This is a genomic window from Sphingobium sp. TB-6 (assembly GCF_012927365.1).
GTDB lineage: Bacteria > Pseudomonadota > Alphaproteobacteria > Sphingomonadales > Sphingomonadaceae > Sphingobium.
In genome coordinates this window covers 22,460-44,770 of sequence record NZ_JABBGL010000019.1, presented here as the reverse complement: position 1 = coordinate 44,770, position 22,311 = coordinate 22,460, and the positions used below count along the sequence as shown (strand labels likewise).

22 protein-coding genes and 2 pseudogenes are annotated in these 22,311 nt (G+C 60.2%); 15 read left to right on the top strand and 9 right to left on the bottom strand.

All coding sequences use genetic code 11. From position 1 onward, the window contains the following. Positions 1-220: 220 nt before the first annotated feature. The gene (locus HHL26_RS19630) at positions 221-1,066 is read right to left on the bottom strand and encodes a MucR family transcriptional regulator (protein ID WP_169576587.1); all 846 of its coding nucleotides are present in this window, start codon (positions 1,064-1,066) and stop codon (positions 221-223) included. Between the two features lie 465 nt (positions 1,067-1,531). On the opposite strand from HHL26_RS19630, the gene HHL26_RS19625 reads away from it, so the two are divergent. From HHL26_RS19625 to HHL26_RS19615, 3 genes are all read left to right on the top strand, one after another. Then, the gene (locus tag HHL26_RS19625) at positions 1,532-1,702 is read left to right on the top strand and encodes a DUF6771 family protein (protein WP_169576586.1); all 171 of its coding nucleotides are present in this window, start codon (positions 1,532-1,534) and stop codon (positions 1,700-1,702) included. 104 nt (positions 1,703-1,806) lie between these two features. Continuing rightward, the gene (locus tag HHL26_RS19620; protein ID WP_169576585.1) at positions 1,807-2,163 is read left to right on the top strand and encodes a hypothetical protein; all 357 of its coding nucleotides are present in this window, start codon (positions 1,807-1,809) and stop codon (positions 2,161-2,163) included. Positions 2,164-2,704: 541 nt separating this feature from the next. Continuing rightward, positions 2,705-2,929: a hypothetical protein gene (locus HHL26_RS19615; RefSeq protein ID WP_169576584.1), complete on the top strand. Its 225-nt coding sequence runs from the start codon at positions 2,705-2,707 to the stop codon at positions 2,927-2,929. A gap of 286 nt (positions 2,930-3,215) precedes the next feature. On the opposite strand, the gene HHL26_RS19610 is transcribed toward HHL26_RS19615, so the two are convergent. From HHL26_RS19610 to HHL26_RS19575, 8 genes are all read right to left on the bottom strand, one after another. Beyond that, complete coding sequence (locus tag HHL26_RS19610; RefSeq protein ID WP_346765605.1) at positions 3,216-3,578, bottom strand: type II toxin-antitoxin system VapC family toxin; 363 nt, start codon at positions 3,576-3,578, stop codon at positions 3,216-3,218. A gap of 13 nt (positions 3,579-3,591) precedes the next feature. Beyond that, positions 3,592-3,864 (bottom strand): AbrB/MazE/SpoVT family DNA-binding domain-containing protein, encoded by a 273-nt coding sequence (locus tag HHL26_RS19605; protein WP_169576582.1) that lies wholly within the window; start codon positions 3,862-3,864, stop codon positions 3,592-3,594. Between the two features lie 316 nt (positions 3,865-4,180). Then, positions 4,181-4,588 carry a hypothetical protein gene (locus HHL26_RS19600; RefSeq protein WP_169576581.1) on the bottom strand — a complete coding sequence of 136 codons (408 nt, stop codon included), beginning with the start codon at positions 4,586-4,588 and terminating at the stop codon, positions 4,181-4,183. Then, entirely contained in the window at positions 4,585-4,956 is a 372-nt protein-coding gene (locus tag HHL26_RS19595; RefSeq protein ID WP_169576580.1) for a winged helix DNA-binding protein, read from the bottom strand. The genes HHL26_RS19600 and HHL26_RS19595 overlap by 4 nt, the downstream gene beginning before the upstream one ends. 124 nt (positions 4,957-5,080) lie before the next feature. Beyond that, positions 5,081-5,680, bottom strand: coding sequence for a DNA repair protein RadC (gene radC, locus HHL26_RS19590; protein WP_169576579.1), 600 nt, complete (start codon positions 5,678-5,680; stop codon positions 5,081-5,083). Further along, complete coding sequence (locus HHL26_RS19585) at positions 5,650-6,090, bottom strand: hypothetical protein (RefSeq protein WP_169576578.1); 441 nt, start codon at positions 6,088-6,090, stop codon at positions 5,650-5,652. Before HHL26_RS19585 ends, radC begins: the two co-directional genes overlap by 31 nt. A gap of 44 nt (positions 6,091-6,134) precedes the next feature. Beyond that, a complete protein-coding gene (locus tag HHL26_RS19580; protein ID WP_169576577.1) occupies positions 6,135-6,479 on the bottom strand; it encodes a hypothetical protein in 345 nt (114 codons plus the stop codon). Positions 6,480-6,540: 61 nt separating this feature from the next. Continuing rightward, entirely contained in the window at positions 6,541-7,116 is a 576-nt protein-coding gene (locus HHL26_RS19575; protein WP_169576576.1) for a helix-turn-helix transcriptional regulator, read from the bottom strand. A gap of 297 nt (positions 7,117-7,413) precedes the next feature. On the opposite strand from HHL26_RS19575, the gene HHL26_RS19570 reads away from it, so the two are divergent. The 12 genes and pseudogenes from HHL26_RS19570 (at position 7,414) to HHL26_RS19515 (ending at position 22,263) form a co-directional block, all read left to right on the top strand. Continuing rightward, positions 7,414-7,881 (top strand): sigma-70 region 4 domain-containing protein, encoded by a 468-nt coding sequence (locus HHL26_RS19570; RefSeq protein WP_169576575.1) that lies wholly within the window; start codon positions 7,414-7,416, stop codon positions 7,879-7,881. After that, a complete protein-coding gene (locus tag HHL26_RS19565; RefSeq protein WP_169576574.1) occupies positions 7,878-8,765 on the top strand; it encodes a toprim domain-containing protein in 888 nt (295 codons plus the stop codon). Before HHL26_RS19570 ends, HHL26_RS19565 begins: the two co-directional genes overlap by 4 nt. Before the next feature lie 34 nt (positions 8,766-8,799). Continuing rightward, on the top strand, positions 8,800-10,812 hold the full coding sequence (locus HHL26_RS19560; protein ID WP_169576573.1) for a ParB/RepB/Spo0J family partition protein: 2,013 nt from the start codon (positions 8,800-8,802) through the stop codon (positions 10,810-10,812). Between the two features lie 133 nt (positions 10,813-10,945). Further along, positions 10,946-15,277, top strand: a complete 4,332-nt coding sequence (locus HHL26_RS19555) for a strawberry notch-like NTP hydrolase domain-containing protein (RefSeq protein WP_169576572.1) — start codon at positions 10,946-10,948, stop codon at positions 15,275-15,277. A gap of 115 nt (positions 15,278-15,392) precedes the next feature. Then, positions 15,393-15,638, top strand: a complete 246-nt coding sequence (locus HHL26_RS19550) for a type II toxin-antitoxin system ParD family antitoxin (RefSeq protein WP_135115720.1) — start codon at positions 15,393-15,395, stop codon at positions 15,636-15,638. Then, positions 15,631-15,921 carry a type II toxin-antitoxin system RelE/ParE family toxin gene (locus HHL26_RS19545; protein WP_169576571.1) on the top strand — a complete coding sequence of 97 codons (291 nt, stop codon included), beginning with the start codon at positions 15,631-15,633 and terminating at the stop codon, positions 15,919-15,921. Before HHL26_RS19550 ends, HHL26_RS19545 begins: the two co-directional genes overlap by 8 nt. Positions 15,922-16,103: 182 nt before the next feature. Beyond that, the gene (locus HHL26_RS19540; RefSeq protein ID WP_169576570.1) at positions 16,104-16,514 is read left to right on the top strand and encodes a hypothetical protein; all 411 of its coding nucleotides are present in this window, start codon (positions 16,104-16,106) and stop codon (positions 16,512-16,514) included. 61 nt (positions 16,515-16,575) lie between these two features. Beyond that, positions 16,576-17,784 carry an ATP-binding protein gene (locus HHL26_RS19535; protein WP_169576569.1) on the top strand — a complete coding sequence of 403 codons (1,209 nt, stop codon included), beginning with the start codon at positions 16,576-16,578 and terminating at the stop codon, positions 17,782-17,784. Between the two features lie 106 nt (positions 17,785-17,890). Beyond that, positions 17,891-18,703 (top strand): annotated as a pseudogene (locus HHL26_RS19530) (DUF932 domain-containing protein); the annotation flags it as partial. A gap of 613 nt (positions 18,704-19,316) precedes the next feature. Beyond that, on the top strand, positions 19,317-21,164 hold the full coding sequence (locus HHL26_RS19525) for a reverse transcriptase/maturase family protein (RefSeq protein WP_169576568.1): 1,848 nt from the start codon (positions 19,317-19,319) through the stop codon (positions 21,162-21,164). 85 nt (positions 21,165-21,249) lie between these two features. Beyond that, positions 21,250-21,627 (top strand): annotated as a pseudogene (locus HHL26_RS19520) (hypothetical protein); the annotation flags it as partial. Between the two features lie 54 nt (positions 21,628-21,681). Beyond that, entirely contained in the window at positions 21,682-22,263 is a 582-nt protein-coding gene (locus HHL26_RS19515) for a hypothetical protein (protein ID WP_169576567.1), read from the top strand. Positions 22,264-22,311 lie beyond the last annotated feature (48 nt).

Below are 22,311 nucleotides of genomic sequence, written 5' to 3'. Positions count from 1 at the left end.
CGACGATCAAACCAAGCGTTGTTCCGAGCAATGCAAATGCACGAACTGCCAATGCGGCAAGGATTGCCGTTGCAAGAAAAAATAAGAGGCGATCAAAATGGGCGCGCGAAACAGTAATCGCGCGCCCATTTTGGCGTAGCAAAAGCTCCACCGACTGGCGCACCGTTGGTTTTGGAAATGCTGGTGGGGAGCGAGACCGAAAGTCCCGCCCCGCGATGCGTCAGGCTTTCACCGGAGCGGGTTCGGCCGCCTTGGTATCGGCCCCAACCGGCGAGCCGGCGGCGTTGAGCGCAGCCTTTGACGACTTGGGCTTGGATACGGATTTTGCCTTGGGAACGACGGCCGCTTTCTTGGCAGCGGGCTTGTCCTTCGACGTTGGAGCTATAGGAGCGGCCTCGGCTTTCGCATCAGCCGTATCCGCCTTCGGAGCCGCGATCGACAGGCGCTTGCGCGCTTCCTTCTTTGCTGCGGCTTTCGGCGAGGCAGCCGCGGCGGGCTCAGCCTTTACAGCAGGCGAGACATCTGCGTTAGCGGGCGTCTTCGCCGGAGCGGTCGCCACCTTCTTGGGTGCCTTTGCTTTCACCGCCGCCTTGGCCTTCGGCGCGGTTGCCGGGGCAGGGGCTGCCTCTGCGGGTTTGGCCGCGGCCACCGGCTTCTTGCCCAGGCCGATCTTTTCCGCAACGGCGCGCCGGGATTCCGAATAGCTCGGCGCCACCAACGGATAGGTCTTCGGCAGCTTGTAGCGCTCGCGATACTGTTCGGGGGTGAGATCATTTGCCGCAAGATGGCGCTTCAATGTCTTGTAAGGCTTGCCGTCGATAAGGCTGATGATGTGTTCTGGCGACGACAGGCTCTTGCGAACCGACACGGCAGGCGTGAACGTCGCAGCAGCAGGCTCCTCCACAGCCGGAGCTGCTTTTTCGGTAAGCGCTGCGCGGGTCGTCTTGATCAGATCCGCAAGACTGTCGCTCGCAACAGTGTTGTTGGAAACAGTGTTGTTGGAAACAAATGCGCTCACGAGCTGGACAGTGAGAGCAGTGAGGTCTGTCTGATTTTCTTCGGCCATTTTGCGAACCCGTGGAGAGAGGAGTGTTGCCGCTATCTGCGCGCAACAGGATCAAATGTAAATATTGCGATTTGGTTGCACTCCAAGATCGTATTTCATGTCGAGGTGATGGAATAACTTACGGACGATTTCAGACTGCCTTGCTCACAAGATATGAGGGAGAAAATCGTGAATATCGCCCGCCGTGAGGTTATTGCGATAGCGCTTGACGCACCCAATTCGGCATAGCGCCAATCCATGGTATCCAGTCATGGGGGGACTCATATGCATCTCATGATTGATTACCGGTAATCTTGCACAGGCCGTTCGCCTATTTCGCTCGGCCAATGCCTCACCTGACCGGAGCGGAGGCGGGCGATCGGCCCGTCTCAGGGACGGGGGGGCGGCCTTTTGCCGCCTTGTGCTGCGCCCTCGAATAGGAATGCTTGTTGCTCACTGAAGACAGGAGCGTCATAGGCTTTGGGAATGGACGAAAAAATACAATCGCTCTTGCATGCGCTGGAACGCGCTCCGCAATGGCTGCGCAACGAATTGGCGTCAAAAGATGCCGGCGTGCGGAGTAGTGCGGAAGAAACCATGGCGACAATGATCGCCAATGCGCTGGATGGTGGAACCGGCCACTCGACCAAAGATTAAACGGAAATCTTTTATCGGAGCCTGGGTCATGCGCAGAACATCGTGGGCTGGGCTGACAATGATCCTTATTGTCGTTGCCTCACATCTCGCCCCTGTTAGGGCCAATGCAGACCGATCGAGCGGTGATCTCCATGTGCGATGCGCAAAGGGACGCAGCTTCCTGCTGCGGATCGAAGGTGAGCAGGCAAGGGTTCAACTGGACACCAGGCAACTCGAGCGGTGATCTCCATGTGCGATGCGCAAAGGGACGCAGCTTCCTGCTGCGGATCGAAGGTGAGCAGGCAAGGGTTCAACTGGACACCAGGCAACTGACCCTGTTCAGTCGCCGATCGTCTCTCGGACGGCAGTTCCAATCTCCTCTGGCGACCTTGATCATCGATGAAGACTTTGTCGCCTTTGTGCCCCAAGACGACACAGGTTGGCGCGATTGCCGGATCGAAGGAGAGGGGAGCAAGCCGTGAACCTTGCAAGAATCGCATCCGAAATGAACTGACTTCCCCAATCGGGCTTGAAATGCGCGGCGAGCGGCATAGATTTGTTGGGTCGCTCCATTCCCCTTTGGATCGACACTCCCTGAACCTCGCCCCGTCGTTGAGCTTGCTCCGGCGGGGTTTTCTTTGAAAATCGCGGCAATCGGGCATCTGTAGAGGGAGGGTGGCCAAAGCTCGCGAACGAGAGGCATTGCCCAGACATTAATTCCATCCGCCTTGGACTATCCCTCTTCGTTCGCTCGATATTTGTACTATTCTCCCTCCAGCCAAGCATGCCGAAGGGGGCGATTGCGGATGAACGGTGGTTCCATACACGTCAGGCTGATCTGGGGATGAGCAAGTCTCCCTATCCCAAGCCGACTGCGCGTCGTTTCCGCGTCTATGCCTTCGACCCGCCGGCCAGCCTCGCGCCGGAAACCGCGTTCATCAACAATGCGGTCATCTCGCTGCCCTATGAGGAAGCTATGAGGCGCCGCTCGCCTGCGGTCCCACCAACGAATATGTCGAGGTCGTGGATTTCGCTGCGCCGGCAAAGATCTTCTACGCGCCGATCGACCCCAACCATCCCGATCTTCTCCCTGAATTCGGGCTTTGGCCGGACGAAGGCAGTCCCCAGTTCCATCAGCAAATGGCCTTCGCCGTGGCGATGAAGACCATCAAGGGGTTCGAAAACGCTTTGGGCCGAAAGGTGGTGTGGGCCTCATCGCTCTCCAGCCAGCGCGATGCCTATATTTAGAGGCTTCGCATCTATCCGCTTGCTCTCGCGGAGCCCAATGCCTATTATTCGCCTGAGAAGACCGCGCTTCTCTTCGGCTGTTTCCGCGACTCCTCAGACCTTGGGAAAGGCCTGCCAGCGGCGCAGTTCTGCGAGCGTTCTTTCCTCGGCGTCGAACTGGACGGTGAGCACTCCCGCACGGCGAGCAATGGGATGGGGCGTCTGCGCTGACTAAAGAATGGGGCTTGCCCCGCAGGGATCCGCCCCATTTGGAACCTTGGGAAAATACCGATCGCCAGATGTAGAGTTACGGAATGACGACCGGCATTGCGTTCGAAGCCTTGGCGCGCTTCGCCAATTTGCGATCGAAGGTGAGAAAATCCACGCAATGGCCCGATCGCGCGAGATGAAGGGCATCGGCGAAATCCATGCCGCTTTCCATCCACTCTAGCGCCAATGCCAGTTGGGCCGGTTCTTCCACGGACATGCCCGGCAAGCCGGCCAGTCCGCGTAACGCGCCGGCAATCTGGGTGGGCTCGAAATCATATCCCGCGCGCAATACCCACTCGGCCTCCAGCAGCACGGTCACGCCGAGGAAAACCTCTTTACCTTCAATGGCGCGCCGGGCGGCTTGCGCCTGATCCGCATGGTCAGCGGTCAGCAGCCGCACGACGATATTGGTATCAATCCCGCGCACGTCGCTTCGCTTCCCTGGCGATGACTGCGTTCATGGCATCGATGGACAGAGCAGGCTTGGTCGACCGCAGCGATCCGAAAACGGCATCGATATCGGTTGGCGCAAAGATGGGCATAGGTTTCAGGAGGACGCCTTCCGGCGTCTCCTCGACAATCAGCTTCGTACCGGCAGGCCAATGCCGTTGCTCACGGATCGCCTTGGGCAGGATCACCTGTCCCTTGGTCGACACCGTGGTCGTAATCCGTTCCCGCACGCCCATGGCACCCTCCAAAGTAAGACAAGGGTAAGATAAGGTGGAATGTGCATCAGGGCAAGCGTCCCGGAATTCAATCTTGGTGTACCAAGCCGATTTCGGTTAAGGGGGCGAGCATTTCGCACTGGCCCACCATGGGCGGGTTCCACATGCCGTGGTGCGCGCGCGTAATCCCGAAACCCGCCTTTCCATACGTACCAGGAACTTGTGGCTCCGACGACAGCCGTTGGGTTGAGCGGCGAGTTAAGCCGATTTGGATCTTCCCGCGCGCTTGACGACATGGCTACCGGCGGGCAAGGCGCTCGGGCTTTCCATAACCAGGCTAGAGATGTTTGACGTTGCCTTGAAAAATAATCTCGGAGCGCAACTGATCCGGATCTGGAACGCACCCACGGACAAGCCGCAACCGTTGATCTTGTTGGCTCCCATTGGCCGAGATTCCACCGAAATCATTCGGCCTATCGCGGATGAACTTGCTATCCAGTTCATCCACCTTCCATTGAATCAGGTTGTGACGCCCGAACAGCATTTGCTCCTCATGCAGGACAAGCCGCGGCTGATCGCGATTTCGGGAATCGACAGGCTGACCGCGAGTGAGCGCGACGCGCTTGTTCGCCTCATTGACGGCGGTCCCAAAACATTGGCTGTCATCCTTTGCTCGGTCGAGAGGGATGAAGCGCGCCGGATCAACATCGCCTGGACAAAGCTTCGAGCCATTGAGGACGCTCAACAATGCCGGGCCTCGCGCCTCGCAAACTCGACCAGGATCGAAGTCGGATCGGCTCCAACCGAATCCGTCCGATCAATTCCGACAAGCTGATCGAGGAGCTTCTCGACGGCATCGTTGCCTTCTGCTGTCAGCCTGACCCGCACGCGGCGCCGGTTGCGGTGCGCGGTTTCGCGAATGATCAAACCTTGCCTTTCCATGGCCTTCACTTTCCTCAAGGCGGTGGAGAGTGGGACATGGGCAAACATACACAGCGACCAGAGGTACACCGATCGTTCCTCGCGCTCCGCAGTGTAGAGTTCGAACAGCATGTCGCAGATTGGATTGGCGCAAAAATTATACCCCAGCGTATCGCCGACGATCTTGCGCATGGCGACGAGCTTCCGACACATTTCCATCAGGATTTCAGGCGATTGCTGCATGGGATATAATTCCTTCCGTTCACTATCCTTCCGGCAGTGATGTTGAGCAATGGCGCGACAGTCGCACCGGTCCTTACAGAAGGCCTTGCCTCCTGAAGCTCATGCTTCCTCCGCGTGCGATCAGGATGTGATCATGCACGGCCACGCCGAGGGATCTGGCAGCCTCCACGATGTTTCGCGTCATGATCTGGTCGGTCCTGGAGGGCTCAAGCCGACCCGATGGGTGATTATGGGCGACGATGATGGCTGTCGCCCCAAGCTCGAGGCATCGCCTCATGACTTCTCGGGGATAGACATGCACCGACGAAACGGACCCGATCCCCATGACTTCGTCGGCCAGCAGCTCATTGGTCCCGTTGAGATACAGCACACGAAACTGCTCCGTCGGCGCGAATGCCATCGCAGCCCGGAGATAGGCCAGAACCGCTGGCTCGTTCGACAGCAACGTTCTCTTCGCCAGCTGACCGTGTAGAACCATGTTGATCGCCGCGCGCACCGACGAGAAAATATCCTCGACATACCGTCCGCCCAGGACCTTGATCCGTTCATTTTCCGGGGCATTCAACGCCTCTGGCAACGAGCCGAACCGACCAAGCAGAAGTTCGGCAAATTCCTGCGCATGTTCCGGGTGAGCAATCCCGATCAGTTTCGCCAGGACCTGTCCGCACCCCATTTCCGCAATCGGTCGCGGTGCCGCCAGGTGGCTGCGATGAGCATCACCTGTACTGCCCAGGCCCAAAGTGCCACGGCATTCATATAGGCGATCGGCACCACATCGGGCACAGCGAACCGCGCTATGTGCACGATCACCTCCGAGAGCAGCAAGGACGCGATCCAGATTGGCCAGAAGCGCGTACTTCGCAAAGATAGGCATAGGAAAATACCCAGCACCATGATGTCCACGAGGAAGATGCCCGCTTCGACATGCTGGAAGCGAACGCCGGCAGGGTGGGCGAGTCCGTAGCTGAGGCCCGCGCTCCCCAGAAGAGCGGTCGCTCCGATCTGTTCGGGGCGACCGCCTCTGATCATTGCATAGAGCGAACTGACTATGAGGAGGCCGAGAAAAACCATTTGCCGTGTCATGACGCCTCCCAGTCCATTCTATCAACGATGTGGCTCGCCCGCCGTCAGACAGCGCGGAGGCGGTTCTCCACCGGCGTCGGGTTCGCCACAGCCACCTTCAACAGATCGCCGTAGCTGGTTTCGCCAAGACCGATGTCGTCACTGACCTGCTTGAGACTGCCATGGATTTCGATGACCTGCGCTCGTGTCCGGGCGATCAGCACCTGCGCCGCTGCGGAGCTGTCAATGGTGGCCTGTCCGACGGCAGCCGCGACACGGGCGTCGAGACGTGCAAGCGGCAGGGCAGCATGGAGTTCGGCCATGCGGGCGGCCGCCAGGTCGACGGCTTCTTCGGCAGCGAACAGGCGCTGTGCAAGTGATTGAGCTATAGCGTGACGTTGTTTGGGCATGATTGTTCCTTCCCGCACTCCGCTGGAATGCGCGTCAATTTTTGGGCTTTCGGATGCTGCTCTAATGACGGGCGAGGGTATCGAACGTCGTGAGCAGTGAAACCGCCGAGCCCAGCGATGCCAAGGCCGCGGCGGCGAGGACCGCAATAATGGTCAGGATATGGGATCGTTTCAGGTCATTGCCTTGCCTCCCGTCAGGGCGGAGCGGCACAGGACCGAGAGGAGATAACGTTCTGTCTAACGAGGGATAAGCTCCCTGTTCGTCTACAAGCCGTCCGTCTCGCCTGGACCGTGCATCCACATCGTCATCAGCGAGTGCAGAAGGCCCATCTTCTGGCGACGGGAATAGGCCCAATAACTGGGCGCCCAATAATTGCCCCCCTGTTTCGTTCCCCAGGCTAGCTTCATAGGCGGCAACAATCATGCCCGCCTCATCCCGTCCCATACCGCCCATTTTTCCCCGGGCGTCTAAGATATGCTTGTCGACCCTGCCAGCAGAAATGCCCAGGGTGAGGGCGATCCGCTTTGTTTTCAGGCCTCTCCCGACCCAGGTTAAGCATTCATACTGCCGGGGGGTCAGGCTCTCCAGCCTGTCCCGATAGAGGGTGAAGTCGGGAACGATGGGTTTGCCGAGCATGACAGGGTTCAACCTTCATCCATGCCGGCCACATCAAGCATCAAGGACAATCGAGATCGGCCGGTGCGTTTCGGAATGAAATGAGTGTCATCAAAATGTCAAACAAATCAACCTTATAAGTCGCCAATTTGACGGCACCTGAATCGGCCAACCGCTGGTGGCGAACATCTCTGGGCTGAGCGCATTGTTGGAAGCAATACTCCGCTGTGCCTGCTCGTGCGAGCGGGAGGAGAGGGGGAGGCGAGGAATGGCGTCCCTTTTGGGGAGGTTCATTTTTCAAAAATGCCGGATGGCCCCATGCTCACCTTCACGCTTCCAGCCTGGCTTCGAAGCTGGCTTTACCCGTCGTCACCCCGAAGAAACCGCGCGCATGCGGCGCTTGCTCGAATGGAGGACTATATTGCGGCCCATCGCTTTGAATTCGATGATCTGAAGCTGACCTTGGCTGATCGCCTGCTTCCGGCCGGTGCGGCATCGTGCGGGGCACAGAGGCGACTCGATCGGTTCGGCGCATTGCGGGGCGATGCGAAAGGCGCAGGCGCTTTTCTTGATCCACCATTGGAGCGTCAAAAACTTATCGCTTCAATGCCCCCGATCACTCGCGCCATTTTGATCTTGCGGATCCATCATGGGATGTCGGTTGCCGAAATCGCGGAGCTTTCTGGCGTAAATCGCGCCAAAATTCGCCGACACCTCCGTAGCGCGTTCGCCTGGTCGCCGCGTTGTCCGCCTCCCGAGAACGTTGAGTCGGGGAGAGGCCGATGAACGATCAGCTAGATCGAGCGGGCGAACGCCTTGTTCGCCATCTCGGAGGTACATGGTCGAACGGCGGCGGCATGTGTCGATGCCCGGCGCATGACGATCGAACACCAAGCCTTTCTGTCCGTTGTGGGAGATCGACCCTTCTCTTCAAATGCTTCGCCGGCTGCACGATCGCCGAGATATTCCGCGCGCTGCGACGCGAGAATTGCGATATCGCGTCCATCCGGCAAGCATCGAGCGGACGGGACGATGCATCTGGCCGGACGGATATTGCCGCCCGCCGGGTCTGGCAGCAATCGATTCCTCTGTCGGGAACGCCGGGCGCGCGGTATCTGGCCAGCAGGAAAATCGCGCTGCGCACGCCGGCCCTTCGCTTCCATCCCGCCACGCCGTTCGGGGGTGGCAAATCTGTCTGCTTCATGCCTGCCATATTGGCGGCCATCACCCATCGCCGGGAATTTTTCGGGGTGAAGCGCATATTCCTCCAGCCCAACGGCCGCCCCGCCCCGATGATAAAGCACAAGCGAACCCTGGGGCGGCCCCGTCACGGGGCTGTGGTCCTGTTTCCCGCCACAGATGTGCTTGGTCTGGCTGAGGGCGTCGAAACGGCTCTTTCCGCTTCTGCGCTCCTTCGCATTCCCGTCTGGGCAACCTTGGGGGCAGAGCGGTTAGACAGGATCGAGGTTCCAGAACAGGTGACCCGGCTCATTCTCCTTGCAGACAATGATCTCGCCGGCCGCCGCGCGGTCGAACGAGCGCAGGAGCGCTATGCCTGGCCGAGACGCGAGATCGAGATCCTCTGGCCGCCGGCGCCCTTTACCGACTGGAACGATCTGCTGCGCGCAGGAGGGAAGGTGGAGGCGGGGTGGATGCGGTTAGCGGCCTGATTGTCGGGGCGCTCCGCGAAACGGAGAATCTGCCATGACACAGAAGCCACCAATCCTCTTTGTTCCCGCGTCCAAACTGACCGTCGCACCGACCAATGTGCGCAAGCGCAGCGATCCCGTTGCCGATGAGGAACTCAAGGCAAGCATCCTCGCCAAAGGCGTCATTCAGAACCTCATCGGGCTGCCGGTCGCGCGCAAAAAGGGCGAATATCGGATCACCGCTGGCGGCCGCCGCCTGAAACAGGTTCAAGCGCTCATCGAAGAGGGCTTACTCGAAGCCGATTATGCGGTCCCCGTCATGGTGCTGACCGACAAGAATGACGCGGTCGAGATCAGCCTCATCGAGAATTTGCGGCGCCTCAATATGACGCCGGCCGAGGAATGCAGGGCATTTCAGGCGATCATCGAGACCGAGAAGAAGACGCCCGGCGACATCGCCAAGCGATTTGGAGTCACGGAGCGGTTCGTACTCGGCAGGCTCCGGCTCGCGGGTCTTGCCGATATAATCTTCGATGCCCTCGCCGATGGCAAGATCACGCTTGATGTCGCCAAGGCCTATGCCGCCATCAGCGATACGACGCGGCAGGCGACGGTATTCGAGGAACTGAGCGATGGCTGGGGAGCGAACAACTGCGGCGAAATTCGCCGGCGCCTGATCTCGGGCTTCTACCGCGGCAGCGATCCCAAGGCGCTGCTGGTCGGCCGGGATGCTTATGTCGCTGCCGGCGGTCGCATCGACAGCGACCTCTTTTCCGACGCGGCCAACGAGAACTGGATTGACAGCGAGATTGTCGAGCGCCTCGCAGACGAACGGATGCAGGCAGCAGCCGCAGAGATCCAGGCTCGCAATGGCTTTGGCGAGCTTCGGGTCGTCTGCCACACGCGGGTGCCCTATATGGACGTCATGGCCCTGGACGAGGTTGACGCCGAACCCGTGCCGCTGACCCCTGAAGAGGAAGACCGCCAGCGGGCAATAGAGCAGGAACTGGAAGTGATCGCGGAAAATGCCGACGAAGACGGCTATTCCGACGAGGAACTGGAGGTCATCCAAACGCTTGAAGCCGAATTTACGGCGCTCAACGAGCGTCCACCAGTTCTCACGGAAGATCAGAAGGCCGAATCGCTCGCTTATCTGCTTATCGGCGAGGACGGCGTGCCGCGGCTGCATGAGCGGTTCTACTCGATCCCGGAACCTGAAGTCGAAGATGAAGAGGGCGAGGCCGACCTATCCCTGGATGTCGAACCTGATGACGAGCCCGTCGAGGAGGGCGATTCTCGATCGCCGATCAGCCAGCGCCTCGCCGACGAATTGGCGATCATGAAGACCGAACTGCTCCGCGTCCATGTCGCCAGCGATCCTCACTTCGCGCTCGACCTTGGCACCTTCTTCATGGTCGATGCCACCTTCGGGTACCGCCATGATCTGCCCAGTGAGCTGCGCGCCAATGCTCCCAGTCTGCGCGTGCCCGGCTTCGAGAGCGACACGTCCGCAGCGGAGAACTGGGAAGAATTGAAGGCCGGCCTCGATCGCAGTTGGGCCCAATCGCCCGACATCACGGACCGCTACGATGCGTTTTGCGCTCTTCCCGAGGAAGCACGCGCTGCGTGGCTCGGTTACGCGATCGCGCGCACCCTTCATGCGATACCCGCCGGTGGCTCCGGCAGCGCGATGCTCGATCATCTTGGTCGGAAGTTGAAAATCGATGTCGCGGCATGGTGGCGGCCGACCGCGCGACGCTATTTCGACCGAGTCAGCAAGCCGACAATCCTCGCTCATTTCGAAGAAGTCGGGGGTGTCGAGCTGCGCAGTCGTTACGGGGCGTCCAAAAAGCATGATCTCGCCCTGTCCGCTGAAAAGCTGTTCGGCGGGCAGATTATCGTTGAAGCCGCGGTGAAGGAGAAGGCCCTCGCCTGGGTGCCCGAAGCGATGCGGTTCGATGATGATGGCGACTGTGCTGCCGGTGACGCCGAAAACGAAGCGTCTCCCAATGACGAAGGCGAGCAGGGCGGGGCGAATGAAGGCAGCGAATTGCCCGAAGCCGCCTGACCTCTCGCTCGGGCCGGAGCTGATCCCACGCAGCTTCGGCCCCTTGGCGCGTGCCGTCACCCCGTCCGGGAGGAGGAAGGGGGTGGGGTGAGGTGCGCTGGCATTGAGCCTTGCGCTTTCCAGGAGTTCCCCCATGACCCGTTCGCTTCTCGCGGCCCTTGAGGCCGGTTCCGATCCGCTTGACCAGAAAATCTGGACGCTCGCCGCTGTCGTCAAAGCACTGGTCGACCTGATCGCAACAGGACAACCCATCGCTCGCCAGCGCCTTTCGCGTCTCATGGAAGTGCATTTCGGGGCGAGCGATGCCACCGGCGCCTGGTCGCTCCGCGAGGCTTATGATGCCCTCGAAACCGCACAGGTCGTCGCCTTGCTCGACGGTGCCATTGATCTTGGCAATCCGCAGAATCCGACAGGCGCACTCGCAGCCTTGGACCGACTGATCGGCCGCCTGCCGACACAGACCTATCGGTCCGAGCAGCAGATCGACATGCAGCAATTCTCAACGCCCGCCCCGCTCGCCTATTTGACAGCCTTTGCTGCCGCAGTTTCACCGGGCGATGTCGTGCTGGAGCCATCCGCGGGGACGGGGCTCCTCGGCGTATTCGCAAAGCTTGCCGGTGCAGAGCTCATGCTCAACGAACGCGATCCGGTTCGGGCGGGATTGCTCGGCCGGGCGCTGAACCGCGACGTTGCCTGCCATGATGCCGAATTCATCGACGACCTGCTCCCGCCGGGGAAACGGCCGAGCATTGTTCTCATCAATCCTCCATTCGCGCGCAGCGAAGGCAGGGGCAAGGACCGTCATGCCGGGGCGCGACATCTTCGCTCGGCTCTTGCTCGCCTCGCGCCTGCTGGACGCTGCGTTGCGATCATGTCGCCCGCTTTTGCCCATGATGGCAGCGCGCGAACTGGTTATCAGGCGGTCGCAAACCTCGTGCCGCCCCGTGTCGAAATCACGATCCAGGGCCGCCCCTTCGCGAAACATGGCACCAGCGTTCCGGTTCGCCTGATCGTCTACGACAAGGGCTGGAGTGGCACCCCCCATCGAGTAACCGTGAGAAATCTGGATGCGCTCCTTCCGCATATCCTCGTGCTGCCGCCTCGGTTGTCGGCTGATTCGCCGCTCGATCCAGCGCCTGGTCAGGCAAGGCCAATGATCGCCACGCTTGGTGCGAAGCCGGTCGTTCGTTCCCTTTTCGCATCAGGCACGCGGTCCCCAATGCCGCGACCAAAGTCCCAGCCAGTCGCCGCAGTAGATGGCACGGTCGAGCCGCTCGCTTACACGGTCCGGGAAGCGCCGCTGCCTGCCGGGGATCAGATCGGCATCTATGTGCCCTGGCGCCTCTCCAGGATGGATATCCCGGATGCCAAGGCGCATCCCGATCAGCTCGTCGAATCGATCGCGATGTCGTCGATCATCCCGCCACTCCCAACCTATGTGCCGATGTTGCCGCGATGCGCGGTGGCTGCGCTGTCGGATGCCCAGCTCGAAACGCTGATCTATGCAGGCCAGGCATTCGAGCGCGATCTTCCAGGACTCCATGCTCCCAACGATGCCGGCACGCTGCTGACGCCCGACGCCAATGGCGTGGCATATCGTATGGGCTTCTTCATCGGCGACGGCACCGGCGTCGGCAAGGGTCAGCAGGTCGCTGGTTGCATCCTTGATCAATGGTCGCGCGGGCGACGCAAGGCGGTCTGGATTTCGAAAAGTGCTGCGCTGATCGAGGATGCCCGCCGCGACTGGGCTGCGCTTGGCGGGCTGCCCATCGATATCCAGCCTCTCGATGCCTTCCCCTTCGGTGCGCCGATTGCGATAGAAAGCGGCATCATCTTCCTCACCTATGCTACACTGCGATCCCAGCGCCATGATGAGACCTCACGCCTGCACCAGCTCCTCGCCTGGCTGGAGGATGATTACGAGGGTGTCATCTGCTTCGATGAAGCCCATGAAATGGCCAATGCCGCAGGCACGGAAACACAGTTCGGAAACCAGAAGGGCTCCGAGCAGGGCCTTGCCGGTGTACGGCTCCAGAATCTCCGTCCGCGCGCGCGCATCCTCTATGTCTCGGCGACAGGCGCGACCGATCCCGCCAATCTCTGCTATGCCATTCGCCTTGGCCTATGGGGGCCTGGCACCTCGTTCGACGACCGCGCCGCATTCATGAGCGGCATCGAAAAAGGCGGCATTGCCGCCATGGAGATCGTTGCCCGCGACTTAAAGGCGCTCGGCCTCTACACGGCGCGCGCACTCACCTTCAGTGGCGTCGAATATGATCCCCTCGAACATCCGCTGAGCCTCGAGCAGATCGAGATCTATAACGCTTATGCCGACGGATGGCAGGTCATCCATCGCAATCTCGACGAGGTGCTGGCGCTCACCAATATCGTCGACCGCATGGAGAACAAGGCCCTCAACGCGCAGGCCAAGGGAGCAGCCCTGTCGCGCTTCGAAAGCGCCAAGCAGCGTTTCTTCGCCCAGCTCCTGATCGCCATGAAAATGCCCAGTCTGATCGGGGCGGTATCCCGCGAAGTTGAAGCGGGGCATCATGCCATCGTGCAGTTGGTGACGACGGCAGAGGCGATGCTCGACCGCCGCCTCGCCAGCCTGTCGGCTGATGAGCGCGCGCATCTTGATATCGAGCTTTCGCCAAGTGCGGCCATGATCGACTATCTCAAGACCGCCTTCCCGGTTCGCATGATGAAAATCATCAAGGGAAGCGACGATACCGAACGCTCCGAACTCATGCTCGACGAGCATGGCAATCCTGTTTTCTGTCAGCAGGCATTGGCGCTCCGAGACGAAATGATCGAGCGGCTCTGTGCACTTCCGCCCATCGGATTGGCCCTTGATGAACTCATCCGCCATTTCGGCACTGACAAGGTTGCCGAGGTGACAGGGCGCACGCGGCGACTGGTTCTTGAAGCCAATGGGCGTCAGCGCGTCGAAAGGCGTGGCGGACGAAGCAATCTCGTGGAGGCCGAGTCCTTCATGGCTGGCGGCAAGCAGATACTGGTCTTTTCCGACGCTGGAGGCACCGGCCGCAGCTACCATGCGGACCGAAACTGCAAATCAGCAGATCGCCGCCGCATCCACTTCCTCCTCGAACCAGGCTGGCGCGCTTCCAACGCCATCCAGGGGCTGGGTAGGTCCAATCGTACAAACCAGGCCAGTGCGCCGGTTTTCCGACCAGTCACCACCGATTGCCGCGGCGAGCGGCGGTTCATCAGCACGATAGCGCGCCGCCTCGATAGTCTGGGCGCCCTGACCCGCGGGCAAAGACAGACAGGCGGACAGAATCTCTTCGACCCGTCGGATAATCTCGAAAGCGATTATGCCCGCGATGCGCTCATCCAATGGTATCAGCTTCTCTACCGGGGCAAGCTGAGCAGCACATCCCTCAAGACGTTCGTGGAGATGACAGGGCTCAAGCTGCTCGACAGGGACAGAGGCGAGCTGGTCGACGACCTTCCCCCGATCCAGCGCTGGCTCAACCGGCTCCTGGCGCTCCGTATCGAGACCCAGAATGCGATCTTCGAGGAATATCTGGCGCTTATCCAGGCACGCATCGATGCCGCGCGCGATGCTGGAACGCTCGATGTCGGGGTTGAAACGATCCAGACGGAGCGGACGGTCCTCCTTGATGAGCAAATCCTTCGCCGTGATCCGGTGACCGGTGCGGAGACGCGCCTCAGCCGATTCGAACTTCACTATAGGCGCCGGGCGACCGGCTATGCCCAACTGATACGCGAACATGGTAATGAGGCCGCCGCATGGTTGCGGAATGGGCGGTCGGGCCGTATTGCCCTTCAAAGACCCAGTTGGAGCATCATGGACGGGGAGGGCAACGCCATCGCCATGTGGGAACTGGTACGGCCTACCGGCCGCGAGCGCATCCGGGATATTGCCCTCAAGGAGAGCCATTGGGTACCGATCGCCAAGAATGAGTTTGAAGAACTCTGGAATGCCGAGGTGGAGGAGGCGCGGGCCAAGATCGATGTCGAAACGATCAGCATGGCGACCGGCCTGCTTCTGCCCGTCTGGAACCGATTGCCCGACGACGATTTGCGCGTCTGGCGCGTCTCGGACGCCGAAGGCAATTCGATCCTTGGCCGCATCATTTCGCCAAGCGGCTTTGAGAAAGTGGCCCGGTCGTTCGGGGTCGAGATGGCGATCGCCTTGTCGCCCGCCGAGATGATTGCGGGAGCGCGCAACAGCGAGGGTGTTCCTGTCCCCGGAATGGACTCCGCACGGCTTGTCTGGGCGCATGTGAATGGAAGTCGGCGGCTTGAAATCCGGGACTTCCCGCCGACTCGCCGAGAATGGCTGAAATCGATCGGCTGTTTCACGGAAATCATCCAGTATAAGACGCGGCTGTTCATCCCCGGCGACTGCGCGTCGACCATCGTCGAGCAGATCGTGCGCACGGGAACGGAATGGAACATTCTTCTGGCTGTGGGATGACCGCTTATCGAAAATGCCGTCGTGACTGAGGGCACCTTGCACCCGGCCCGTCGAATCACTAAATTGCACCAATAGTATGATTTTATTCCGCCTTCCGGGCGGCAGGGAGGGCCAGATGGCCGCTGTACGCAAGACCATTACCCTTACCGAACAACAGGATGCGTGGATCGCTTCCCAGATCGCGGCGGGTCATTATACCAACGACAGCGAAGCGATCCGCGACCTGATCCGGCGTGAACAGGAACGCAGCTTCGAAATCGAGACGATCCGCCAGGCACTTATCGAAGGCGAGCAGAGCGGCGAACCGGAACGGTTTGATTTTGCCGCCTTCAAGAAGCGCAAGATCGCTGAGCATGGCTGAGTTCCGCCTCGGCCCAAGAGCCCAGCGCGACATTGATGGAATCTTCGACTACACGGCAAAGCATTGGGGCTTGCCCCAGGCCCTTCGCTATATGGACCTCATCGAAGCGGCCTGCACAAGCCTTGCTGATGCGCCACAGCAAGCTCAGGAATGTTCCCTCATAAGACCGGGCTATCGGCGACGCAGCGTCGAGTCGCACAGCATTTACTTTCGGCAGACCAGCTACGGGATCGCCGTCATTCGAATCCTGCACCAACGCATGGACCCGAGCCGTCACATCTGAACCAGGACATGAACGGCGACCAAAAGAATGGACCTTTCGCATCAACCCAAGATGCGTGGGGACCGAATGGCGCAGGCGGCCTACAAGCCTGACACCAAGGGCTGCCCGGACCCGGGCTAGGAGGGAAGAGGGGAAGGGGTGTTTGCGGCAATTGGCCGCTGCACTTTTCGGGGAGACCCGCCATGACCCTCATGACCACCGTTTCTACTGCCGTTTCTCAAGGTGCGATCACCAGGATCACGCGCCTGTTCAACGGAACCCTGCTGGACGCTCTCAACGAGATTCTCCAAAATTGCCGGCGTGGCGGGGCCACCGGCGTCACGTTGACGACAATGGTACAGGGCGAGCGAACTCTTTTGTCGGTAGCCGATGACGGCAGCGGCATAGATGACCCCGCCAATCTCATCACCCTGGGACAGTCAGGCTGGGGCGACGAGGTGGCCCGGCGGGAAGATCCCGCCGGCATGGGCATGTTCAGTCTGGCAGGCCGATATGTCGAGGTCCGATCCTGGTCACCACGGCATGCCGCGGGCTGGAAGATGGTCATCGGTCCTGACGACTGGGAAATCCAGCGCTCCCATCGCCCTGGCTGAATGCGATATCGCGCGCGGCACCGACATTCGCTTCGAACTTTCGCCAGCCTGGCAGAAAACGGTGGAATATTCGGTTGCCGCCGCGGCCTGCTATTTTCCGTTGCCGGTCACCCTGGACGGAAAGCCGCTCGGCCAGGTGGATTGGCTCGATGGGGCGCACCATGTCGAATTTGCCGTGGGCTGCCGCATCGGCGTCTTTTCCGGCAGGACGCTTTCCAACGATGTGCCTCGGATCAATTTCCACGGCGTCACGGTGCCGTGCCGGCTCCCCAGTGTGATTGAATGTAGCTATGGGCCGCGATGGTCGGTTCTGATCGACATCGTTGATGCGCCATCGCTCCAGCTGGTCCTTCCAGCCCGAAAGGAGATGGTCGAAAATGCGGGGCTGGAGGAATTGCGATCAGCCATCAGGATGGCGATCTTCCGGGCGATAGCCCGGCGCGAGGGCCATTACCTTTCCTATGAAGACTGGACGCAGGCCCTGAAATGCGGTGTCGAATTGCCGGAGGCCACGCCTCGCCTCCTGCAATGGACTCCTTCCAGTGGCGAAGGCGTTCGGTGCGGAGGGGCGCAGATGATCGACGCGGCAAATGCGTTTCGCATGCCTTATTTCAGTCCTCAATATGCCCAATGTCTGTCTCGCGCACTCCAGGCACATCAGGATTTCACCACGACGCTGGTTGAGCCGGTGGCGGCATTCGAGGGCTATGCCTGGTATGACGGTCTGACCAGGGTCGAGAACGTCGGATTCCTGATTTCGCAGAATGGAAACCGGTATCGCTATAGTGAGATGGATGAGCGACCCGATCTGAGATCAGGGCGTGTCGACGCGATCATCATGGAACTTCATGTCATGGCAGCCGATGGTACCAAGACGGCCGTCCGTCTACCGGCAGATCTGTTCATCTCCTACGATTCCAGCCTCGACTATGACCTTGAGGACGCCGTTATTGTCCTGGCGCCGGAATCGCCTATCGATGTTGACGGCCTGACCGGCATGCTCGATGCCGTCTGCTTTGAGGCGCACCATGATAGTGATGCCGACAGCTGGCAGACACAGCACGACCAGTTTCTTCTCGACGCGCGGCAGGTGGCCATGGAACTGCTTCTCGACGCCGATGAAGCCGTGATCGTCAGATGCGGCGCGGTCGTCGCCAGGGAACTGCGGTGGCTGGTGCCTGAGGGCAAGATGATCTCCATTCAAACAAGTGCCGCCTCGACGAACATCGAGTTGGTCGATCTTCCGCCAGGCGAGCAGGACGCATCCTGATACCGGGACTCTGCGGGCGGTCAGGAGGGAGGGGGGAAGGGAGGAGTGGCGAAGCGGGGGCAAGTGGCTTCCGCGATCGTCCGTCCAACCAGCCCTGGAGGTTCCCATGACTGCCATGACCCTAACCGATCGCGGCGCGACGCGTCCGTATCGCGTGGATATTTCGCGTGGAACGAACGTCTCGCGCGTTTCGTCCGAATGGTTCAGCCGCCCGCAGGACGAGCGCTATCTTTCGCTCGGCGACCTTTACCAAAGCGTGCGGACCCGAGCCGACCGCGCGACCACGCGAATCGTCGAGAGCCGGAGCGTTCGGGTCGAAGCCCGCAGCGATGAGCCTGAACGCCTGTCCCTGTTGATGCCCGGCGAAGAGGCGCCCGTCGCACCGACCAACTGGTCCTTCGGCCAACTTTGTAGCCTTGTCGGCGCACCGGCAGCCTATCTCCGCCAACTCCCCGCAGCGCTTGCCGGCATCAACCTTCAGCACGGCCTGATCTCCCATTCGGGCGAGCATGTAAAACTGCTCCAGACAAGCGATGGCCGCAGCGAGCTACGCGCGGTAACGGGCCCCGATTACGGGCGGATCTGGGATCACGAATTGGTCGCGGCCGTAATGAAGATCGCCGGCAATGGCACAGGCGACACGCGTTGGAAGGTGCCGGGCGTCCTCGACTGGGGGGCGATGACCTACAACCCTCATGTCGATGTCACCCGCGACACGACAACGCTTTACGCTTCTGACCGCGATGTTTTTCTCTTCCTTGTCGATGATTTGCACCCGATCGAGGCGGGGCGATTGCCCAATGGAGAGCCTGATCTCTATTTCCGTGGGTTTTATAGTTGGAACTCGGAAGTCGGCTCCAAGTCTCTGGGAATAGCGACTTTTTACCTTCGCGCCGTGTGTCAAAACCGCAATTTGTGGGTGCGCCATGGTGGCGCGATCAATTGAGTGAAGGATGACTTCTCAGGAAACCAAGAACAGCCTGATGCTCACCCGACTTACCTTGGCCAGCAATGGCTGCGACCGTGAAAACGGCAGGGGACAATAGCATGTCGGGAAAAAGGCGTCATCCGGGCCGAAGCCATTGTAGGCTATCGGGACGTCAGGGCAAGACGTGCATGGTGAATGCTGGATTGCGTGAAGCTCAGATTCAGGAACTTTATTCGGGTCATGGCGCAGCAATGGTTGACGCGTCATGCCGTGCGAAGGGCGGGGTACCCCACGAGACCTGCCTAAACTTGGTCGCACGGTCCACCTCTCGTCGAGAGGCCAACGATCGAACGAGCCACCTAACCACGTCGCATCTCACTGATCGTGTAAACATGGGATCGCCTAAGCGGGCACCTCTCCGGTGTCCCGTAAGGCGACGGAGCCGCCATATTAGCCAAACGCCCGGGGTAATGCCCGGGACAGCCATCCAAGGATGGACGGGCATGGGTGAAACTGGCCGGGCAACCGGACGGGGAATCCCCTCTGCGCGGGTGAAGGGCGGCGCGCTTGCTGGGTCTTTCAACTTCATAACGGAGGTCTGCTGATGCAACTGCTCACCGTAGAGAAGAGACTGGACTCGGTCATCGACCTGTCACGCCAGGGAAAGCGTATCAACGGTCTGTTCCGGCTGCTCGGCTGTCCGTCCCTATGGGAACGGGCCTATGAGCAGGTCGCTCCCAACAAAGGGGCGCTCACGCCCGGCATTGATCCCAATAACACCCTCGACGGCTTCTCGCTCGAAAGGATGGAACGGATCATGGCCGCCGTGCTGGACGGTTCGTATCGCTTCTCTCCGGCCCGCAGGCAATACATCCCCAAACCCAATGGGAAGAAACGCCCGTTGGGCATTCCTACTGCCGACGACAAGCTGGTGCAGGCAGCGGTGAAGATTTTGCTCGAACATGTTTACGAGCCGGTCTTTGCCGACCAATCGCATGGCTTCCGCCGGGGGCGGTCATGTCACAGTGCCCTGACTGAAATCAGGCGCACATGGCATGGCGTGAAGTGGCTGATCGAGGTCGATATAGTCGGCTACTACGACAATATCGACCATGACATCCTGCTCGGTCTCCTACGCAGGCGTATCGATGATGATCGCTTGATACGGCTGATCGGACGGATGCTCAAGGCTGGCTACCTTGAAGACTGGACGTTCCACCGGACGTTCAGCGGCGCTCCACAAGGCGGCGTGATCTCACCGATCCTCGCCAATATCTACCTTCATGAACTCGACGAGTTCATGGCGGGGATGAAGGTGCGGTTCGACAGGGGACAAACGAGACGGCGCAGCAACGCCTATCTCGAAATCTCTAAGCAGATTCAGATCCGACGCAGAAAGATCGAACGACGGCGGGCCAATGGCCAAGAGGAGGAAATCCCGACGCTTGTCGATGAGATCAGGGAATGGGAGCGGCGACGGCTCGAAGAGCCGGCTCTCGACCCGTTCGACCCCAACTACCGCCGACTCCGCTACTGCCGCTATGCTGACGACTTCGTTATCGGCGTGATCGGCAGCAAGGACGATGCCCGCGGCATCATGGCCGAAGTCAGAACCTATCTGGCGGAAACCCTGAAGCTTGAGGTGTCCGAGGAGAAAAGCGGGATTAGGAAGGCGGACGAGGGTGCCATGTTCCTCGGCTATCAGTTGAAGACATATGGCGATGGGCGAACCAAACGCATGATCAAGGGCGGCCGTGCCGTCACCATGCGTGTGCCTGGAGACCGTATGCAACTTCACGTGCCGGTGGACAGGCTTGCCCGGTTTGCGGAACGCCAACGCCTCGGGAATATCCATATCAACCGGGGCGAGGCGCGCTGCGAACTGATCAACAACTCCGATGTCGCAATCCTGACCGGATATAATGCGATGATGCGGGGGCTGGCCGAGTATTACAAGCTCGGCACGCTCTGGAAAGATGAGGTCGGGCGGCTGCATCACCTCTGGTGGTGGAGCTTCATGAAGACCATCTCGCGGAAGCATAAATGTTCGGTCAAGGTGACGGCAGAGAGGCTCCGGAACGGGGATCGCCTCGGCCTGTGGTATGAGGGCCGCCATCAGCGGCGCTTCATGCCGATGTTCCGCCTCAAGGATGTTCGGCCAACACCGGCATCCGGGCATGTTGACCGCCAAACGTTTGCACATATCCACTTTGCAGGACGGAATGACTTTGTCGACCGCCTGCGGGCAAGGGCATGTCAGGCGTGCGGCACCGAAGACGTGCCAGTGGAGGTGCATCACGTCCGCAAGATGAGCGATATGCAGGGGACTACCTTGTGGACTCGCGTCAAGGCGGCCCGAACGCGCAAGCGTGTGGTGCTCTGCCGCGACTGCCATGTCGCGCATCATGCCGGACGACTACAGGAACGGCTGGATCGTATGGTGCAAGCGTAGGAGCCGGATGATGGGAAACTATCAAGTCCGGTTCCGTGGGAGGGGTAGAGGACAATCCCACCGGGAACCCTCGCCCCTACCCGACGGCGTGGAGAATTTCCAGGAAGTCAACATCCGTCATTCCAAATTCGCGGCCAACCGCTTTGCGCATGAGGCGGCACCGGCGCTCGAGCATTTTGCCGAGAGTTCGCCCCGGTCCTTTATCGACGGCATCACCGCCGCTCGATCGAAGATCGTCGCGCGCAAGGATGAGGACCGCGAGACATTCCTCCGCAAGGAAGGCTTCTCGAAAGCGGAGACCGGCAAGATCATCGCCACCGTTCTCGCCGAAGAAGGCCATCCCCCCGCCTCGGTCTATGATTTTGTCCAGGGCATTACCGCCGTTGCTCGCAGTCGGCCGCATCAGGATGGCCGCCTCGAACTCGAATCCAAGGCGCGCAAACTTCTCGAACGCGCTCGCTGACCTCTGCACGGCCGGACGATCGGGCCGGCCTTTACATTTTCTGGGAGAAATATCATGGCGACCCCGCCCGTTTCCGCGCGCCTCTATAAAGTGCGCGTCGATTATTTCAGCGCCGATGAACGCTACGCCAGCGAGATCGTGCAAGTCGAGGTGCCCGACGACGCCGATGTCCTGGCGGCTGTCCATACTGCGGCGCAAGCCACCATCTATTATAATGAGCGGATACCGGACATCACATTCACCGTCGAATTCATCGCGCCTGATCCAGACGATCCCGACCCGGCGCCGCTCGCCGGCCTGTTGAAGCCGGTCTGCTCCCACTGCGGATCAGAATCGATTGTTCGAGATGCTGCCGCCCGGTGGGATGTGGAGACCCAGAAATGGGACTTCTCCAGCATCTACGACTGTACGACTTGCGATCTGTGCGGTGCGGAGAGCGACGATCTCGCGTCATGGCTGCCAGCAAACCATATCACGCCGCCCGAGCAGTTCGAGATCGACCTCGCGGCCAAGCTCGGGGCGCCGGACTTGCGACATGACGGCGTCTTCCAGCAATTTTGCTTCGGACTCTTCCTTACCCATTCGGTCGATGAAGCCGTAGCGGCATGGAAGGCCTCCGGCCATTCATCTGGGTAGGCCGGCGCGCGATCGTCCAACCTCGAAGATTCCGGTCCGTATGTCGAA

What these genes read in the sequence shown, in the direction of transcription:
- HHL26_RS19630 (WP_169576587.1), bottom strand. Translation starts at nt 1,066, where the DNA reads ATGGCCGAAGAAAATCAGACAGACCTCACTGCTCTCACTGTCCAGCTC.
- HHL26_RS19625 (WP_169576586.1), top strand. Translation starts at nt 1,532, where the DNA reads ATGGACGAAAAAATACAATCGCTCTTGCATGCGCTGGAACGCGCTCCG.
- HHL26_RS19620 (WP_169576585.1), top strand. Translation starts at nt 1,807, where the DNA reads ATGCAGACCGATCGAGCGGTGATCTCCATGTGCGATGCGCAAAGGGAC.
- HHL26_RS19605 (WP_169576582.1), bottom strand. Translation starts at nt 3,864, where the DNA reads ATGGGCGTGCGGGAACGGATTACGACCACGGTGTCGACCAAGGGACAG.
- HHL26_RS19595 (WP_169576580.1), bottom strand. Translation starts at nt 4,956, where the DNA reads ATGCGCAAGATCGTCGGCGATACGCTGGGGTATAATTTTTGCGCCAAT.
- radC (WP_169576579.1), bottom strand. Translation starts at nt 5,680, where the DNA reads ATGGGGTGCGGACAGGTCCTGGCGAAACTGATCGGGATTGCTCACCCG.
- HHL26_RS19585 (WP_169576578.1), bottom strand. Translation starts at nt 6,090, where the DNA reads ATGACACGGCAAATGGTTTTTCTCGGCCTCCTCATAGTCAGTTCGCTC.
- HHL26_RS19580 (WP_169576577.1), bottom strand. Translation starts at nt 6,479, where the DNA reads ATGCCCAAACAACGTCACGCTATAGCTCAATCACTTGCACAGCGCCTG.
- HHL26_RS19575 (WP_169576576.1), bottom strand. Translation starts at nt 7,116, where the DNA reads ATGCTCGGCAAACCCATCGTTCCCGACTTCACCCTCTATCGGGACAGG.
- HHL26_RS19570 (WP_169576575.1), top strand. Translation starts at nt 7,414, where the DNA reads ATGCTCACCTTCACGCTTCCAGCCTGGCTTCGAAGCTGGCTTTACCCG.
- HHL26_RS19565 (WP_169576574.1), top strand. Translation starts at nt 7,878, where the DNA reads ATGAACGATCAGCTAGATCGAGCGGGCGAACGCCTTGTTCGCCATCTC.
- HHL26_RS19560 (WP_169576573.1), top strand. Translation starts at nt 8,800, where the DNA reads ATGACACAGAAGCCACCAATCCTCTTTGTTCCCGCGTCCAAACTGACC.
- HHL26_RS19555 (WP_169576572.1), top strand. Translation starts at nt 10,946, where the DNA reads ATGACCCGTTCGCTTCTCGCGGCCCTTGAGGCCGGTTCCGATCCGCTT.
- HHL26_RS19550 (WP_135115720.1), top strand. Translation starts at nt 15,393, where the DNA reads ATGGCCGCTGTACGCAAGACCATTACCCTTACCGAACAACAGGATGCG.
- HHL26_RS19545 (WP_169576571.1), top strand. Translation starts at nt 15,631, where the DNA reads ATGGCTGAGTTCCGCCTCGGCCCAAGAGCCCAGCGCGACATTGATGGA.
- HHL26_RS19540 (WP_169576570.1), top strand. Translation starts at nt 16,104, where the DNA reads ATGACCCTCATGACCACCGTTTCTACTGCCGTTTCTCAAGGTGCGATC.
- HHL26_RS19525 (WP_169576568.1), top strand. Translation starts at nt 19,317, where the DNA reads ATGCAACTGCTCACCGTAGAGAAGAGACTGGACTCGGTCATCGACCTG.
- HHL26_RS19515 (WP_169576567.1), top strand. Translation starts at nt 21,682, where the DNA reads ATGGCGACCCCGCCCGTTTCCGCGCGCCTCTATAAAGTGCGCGTCGAT.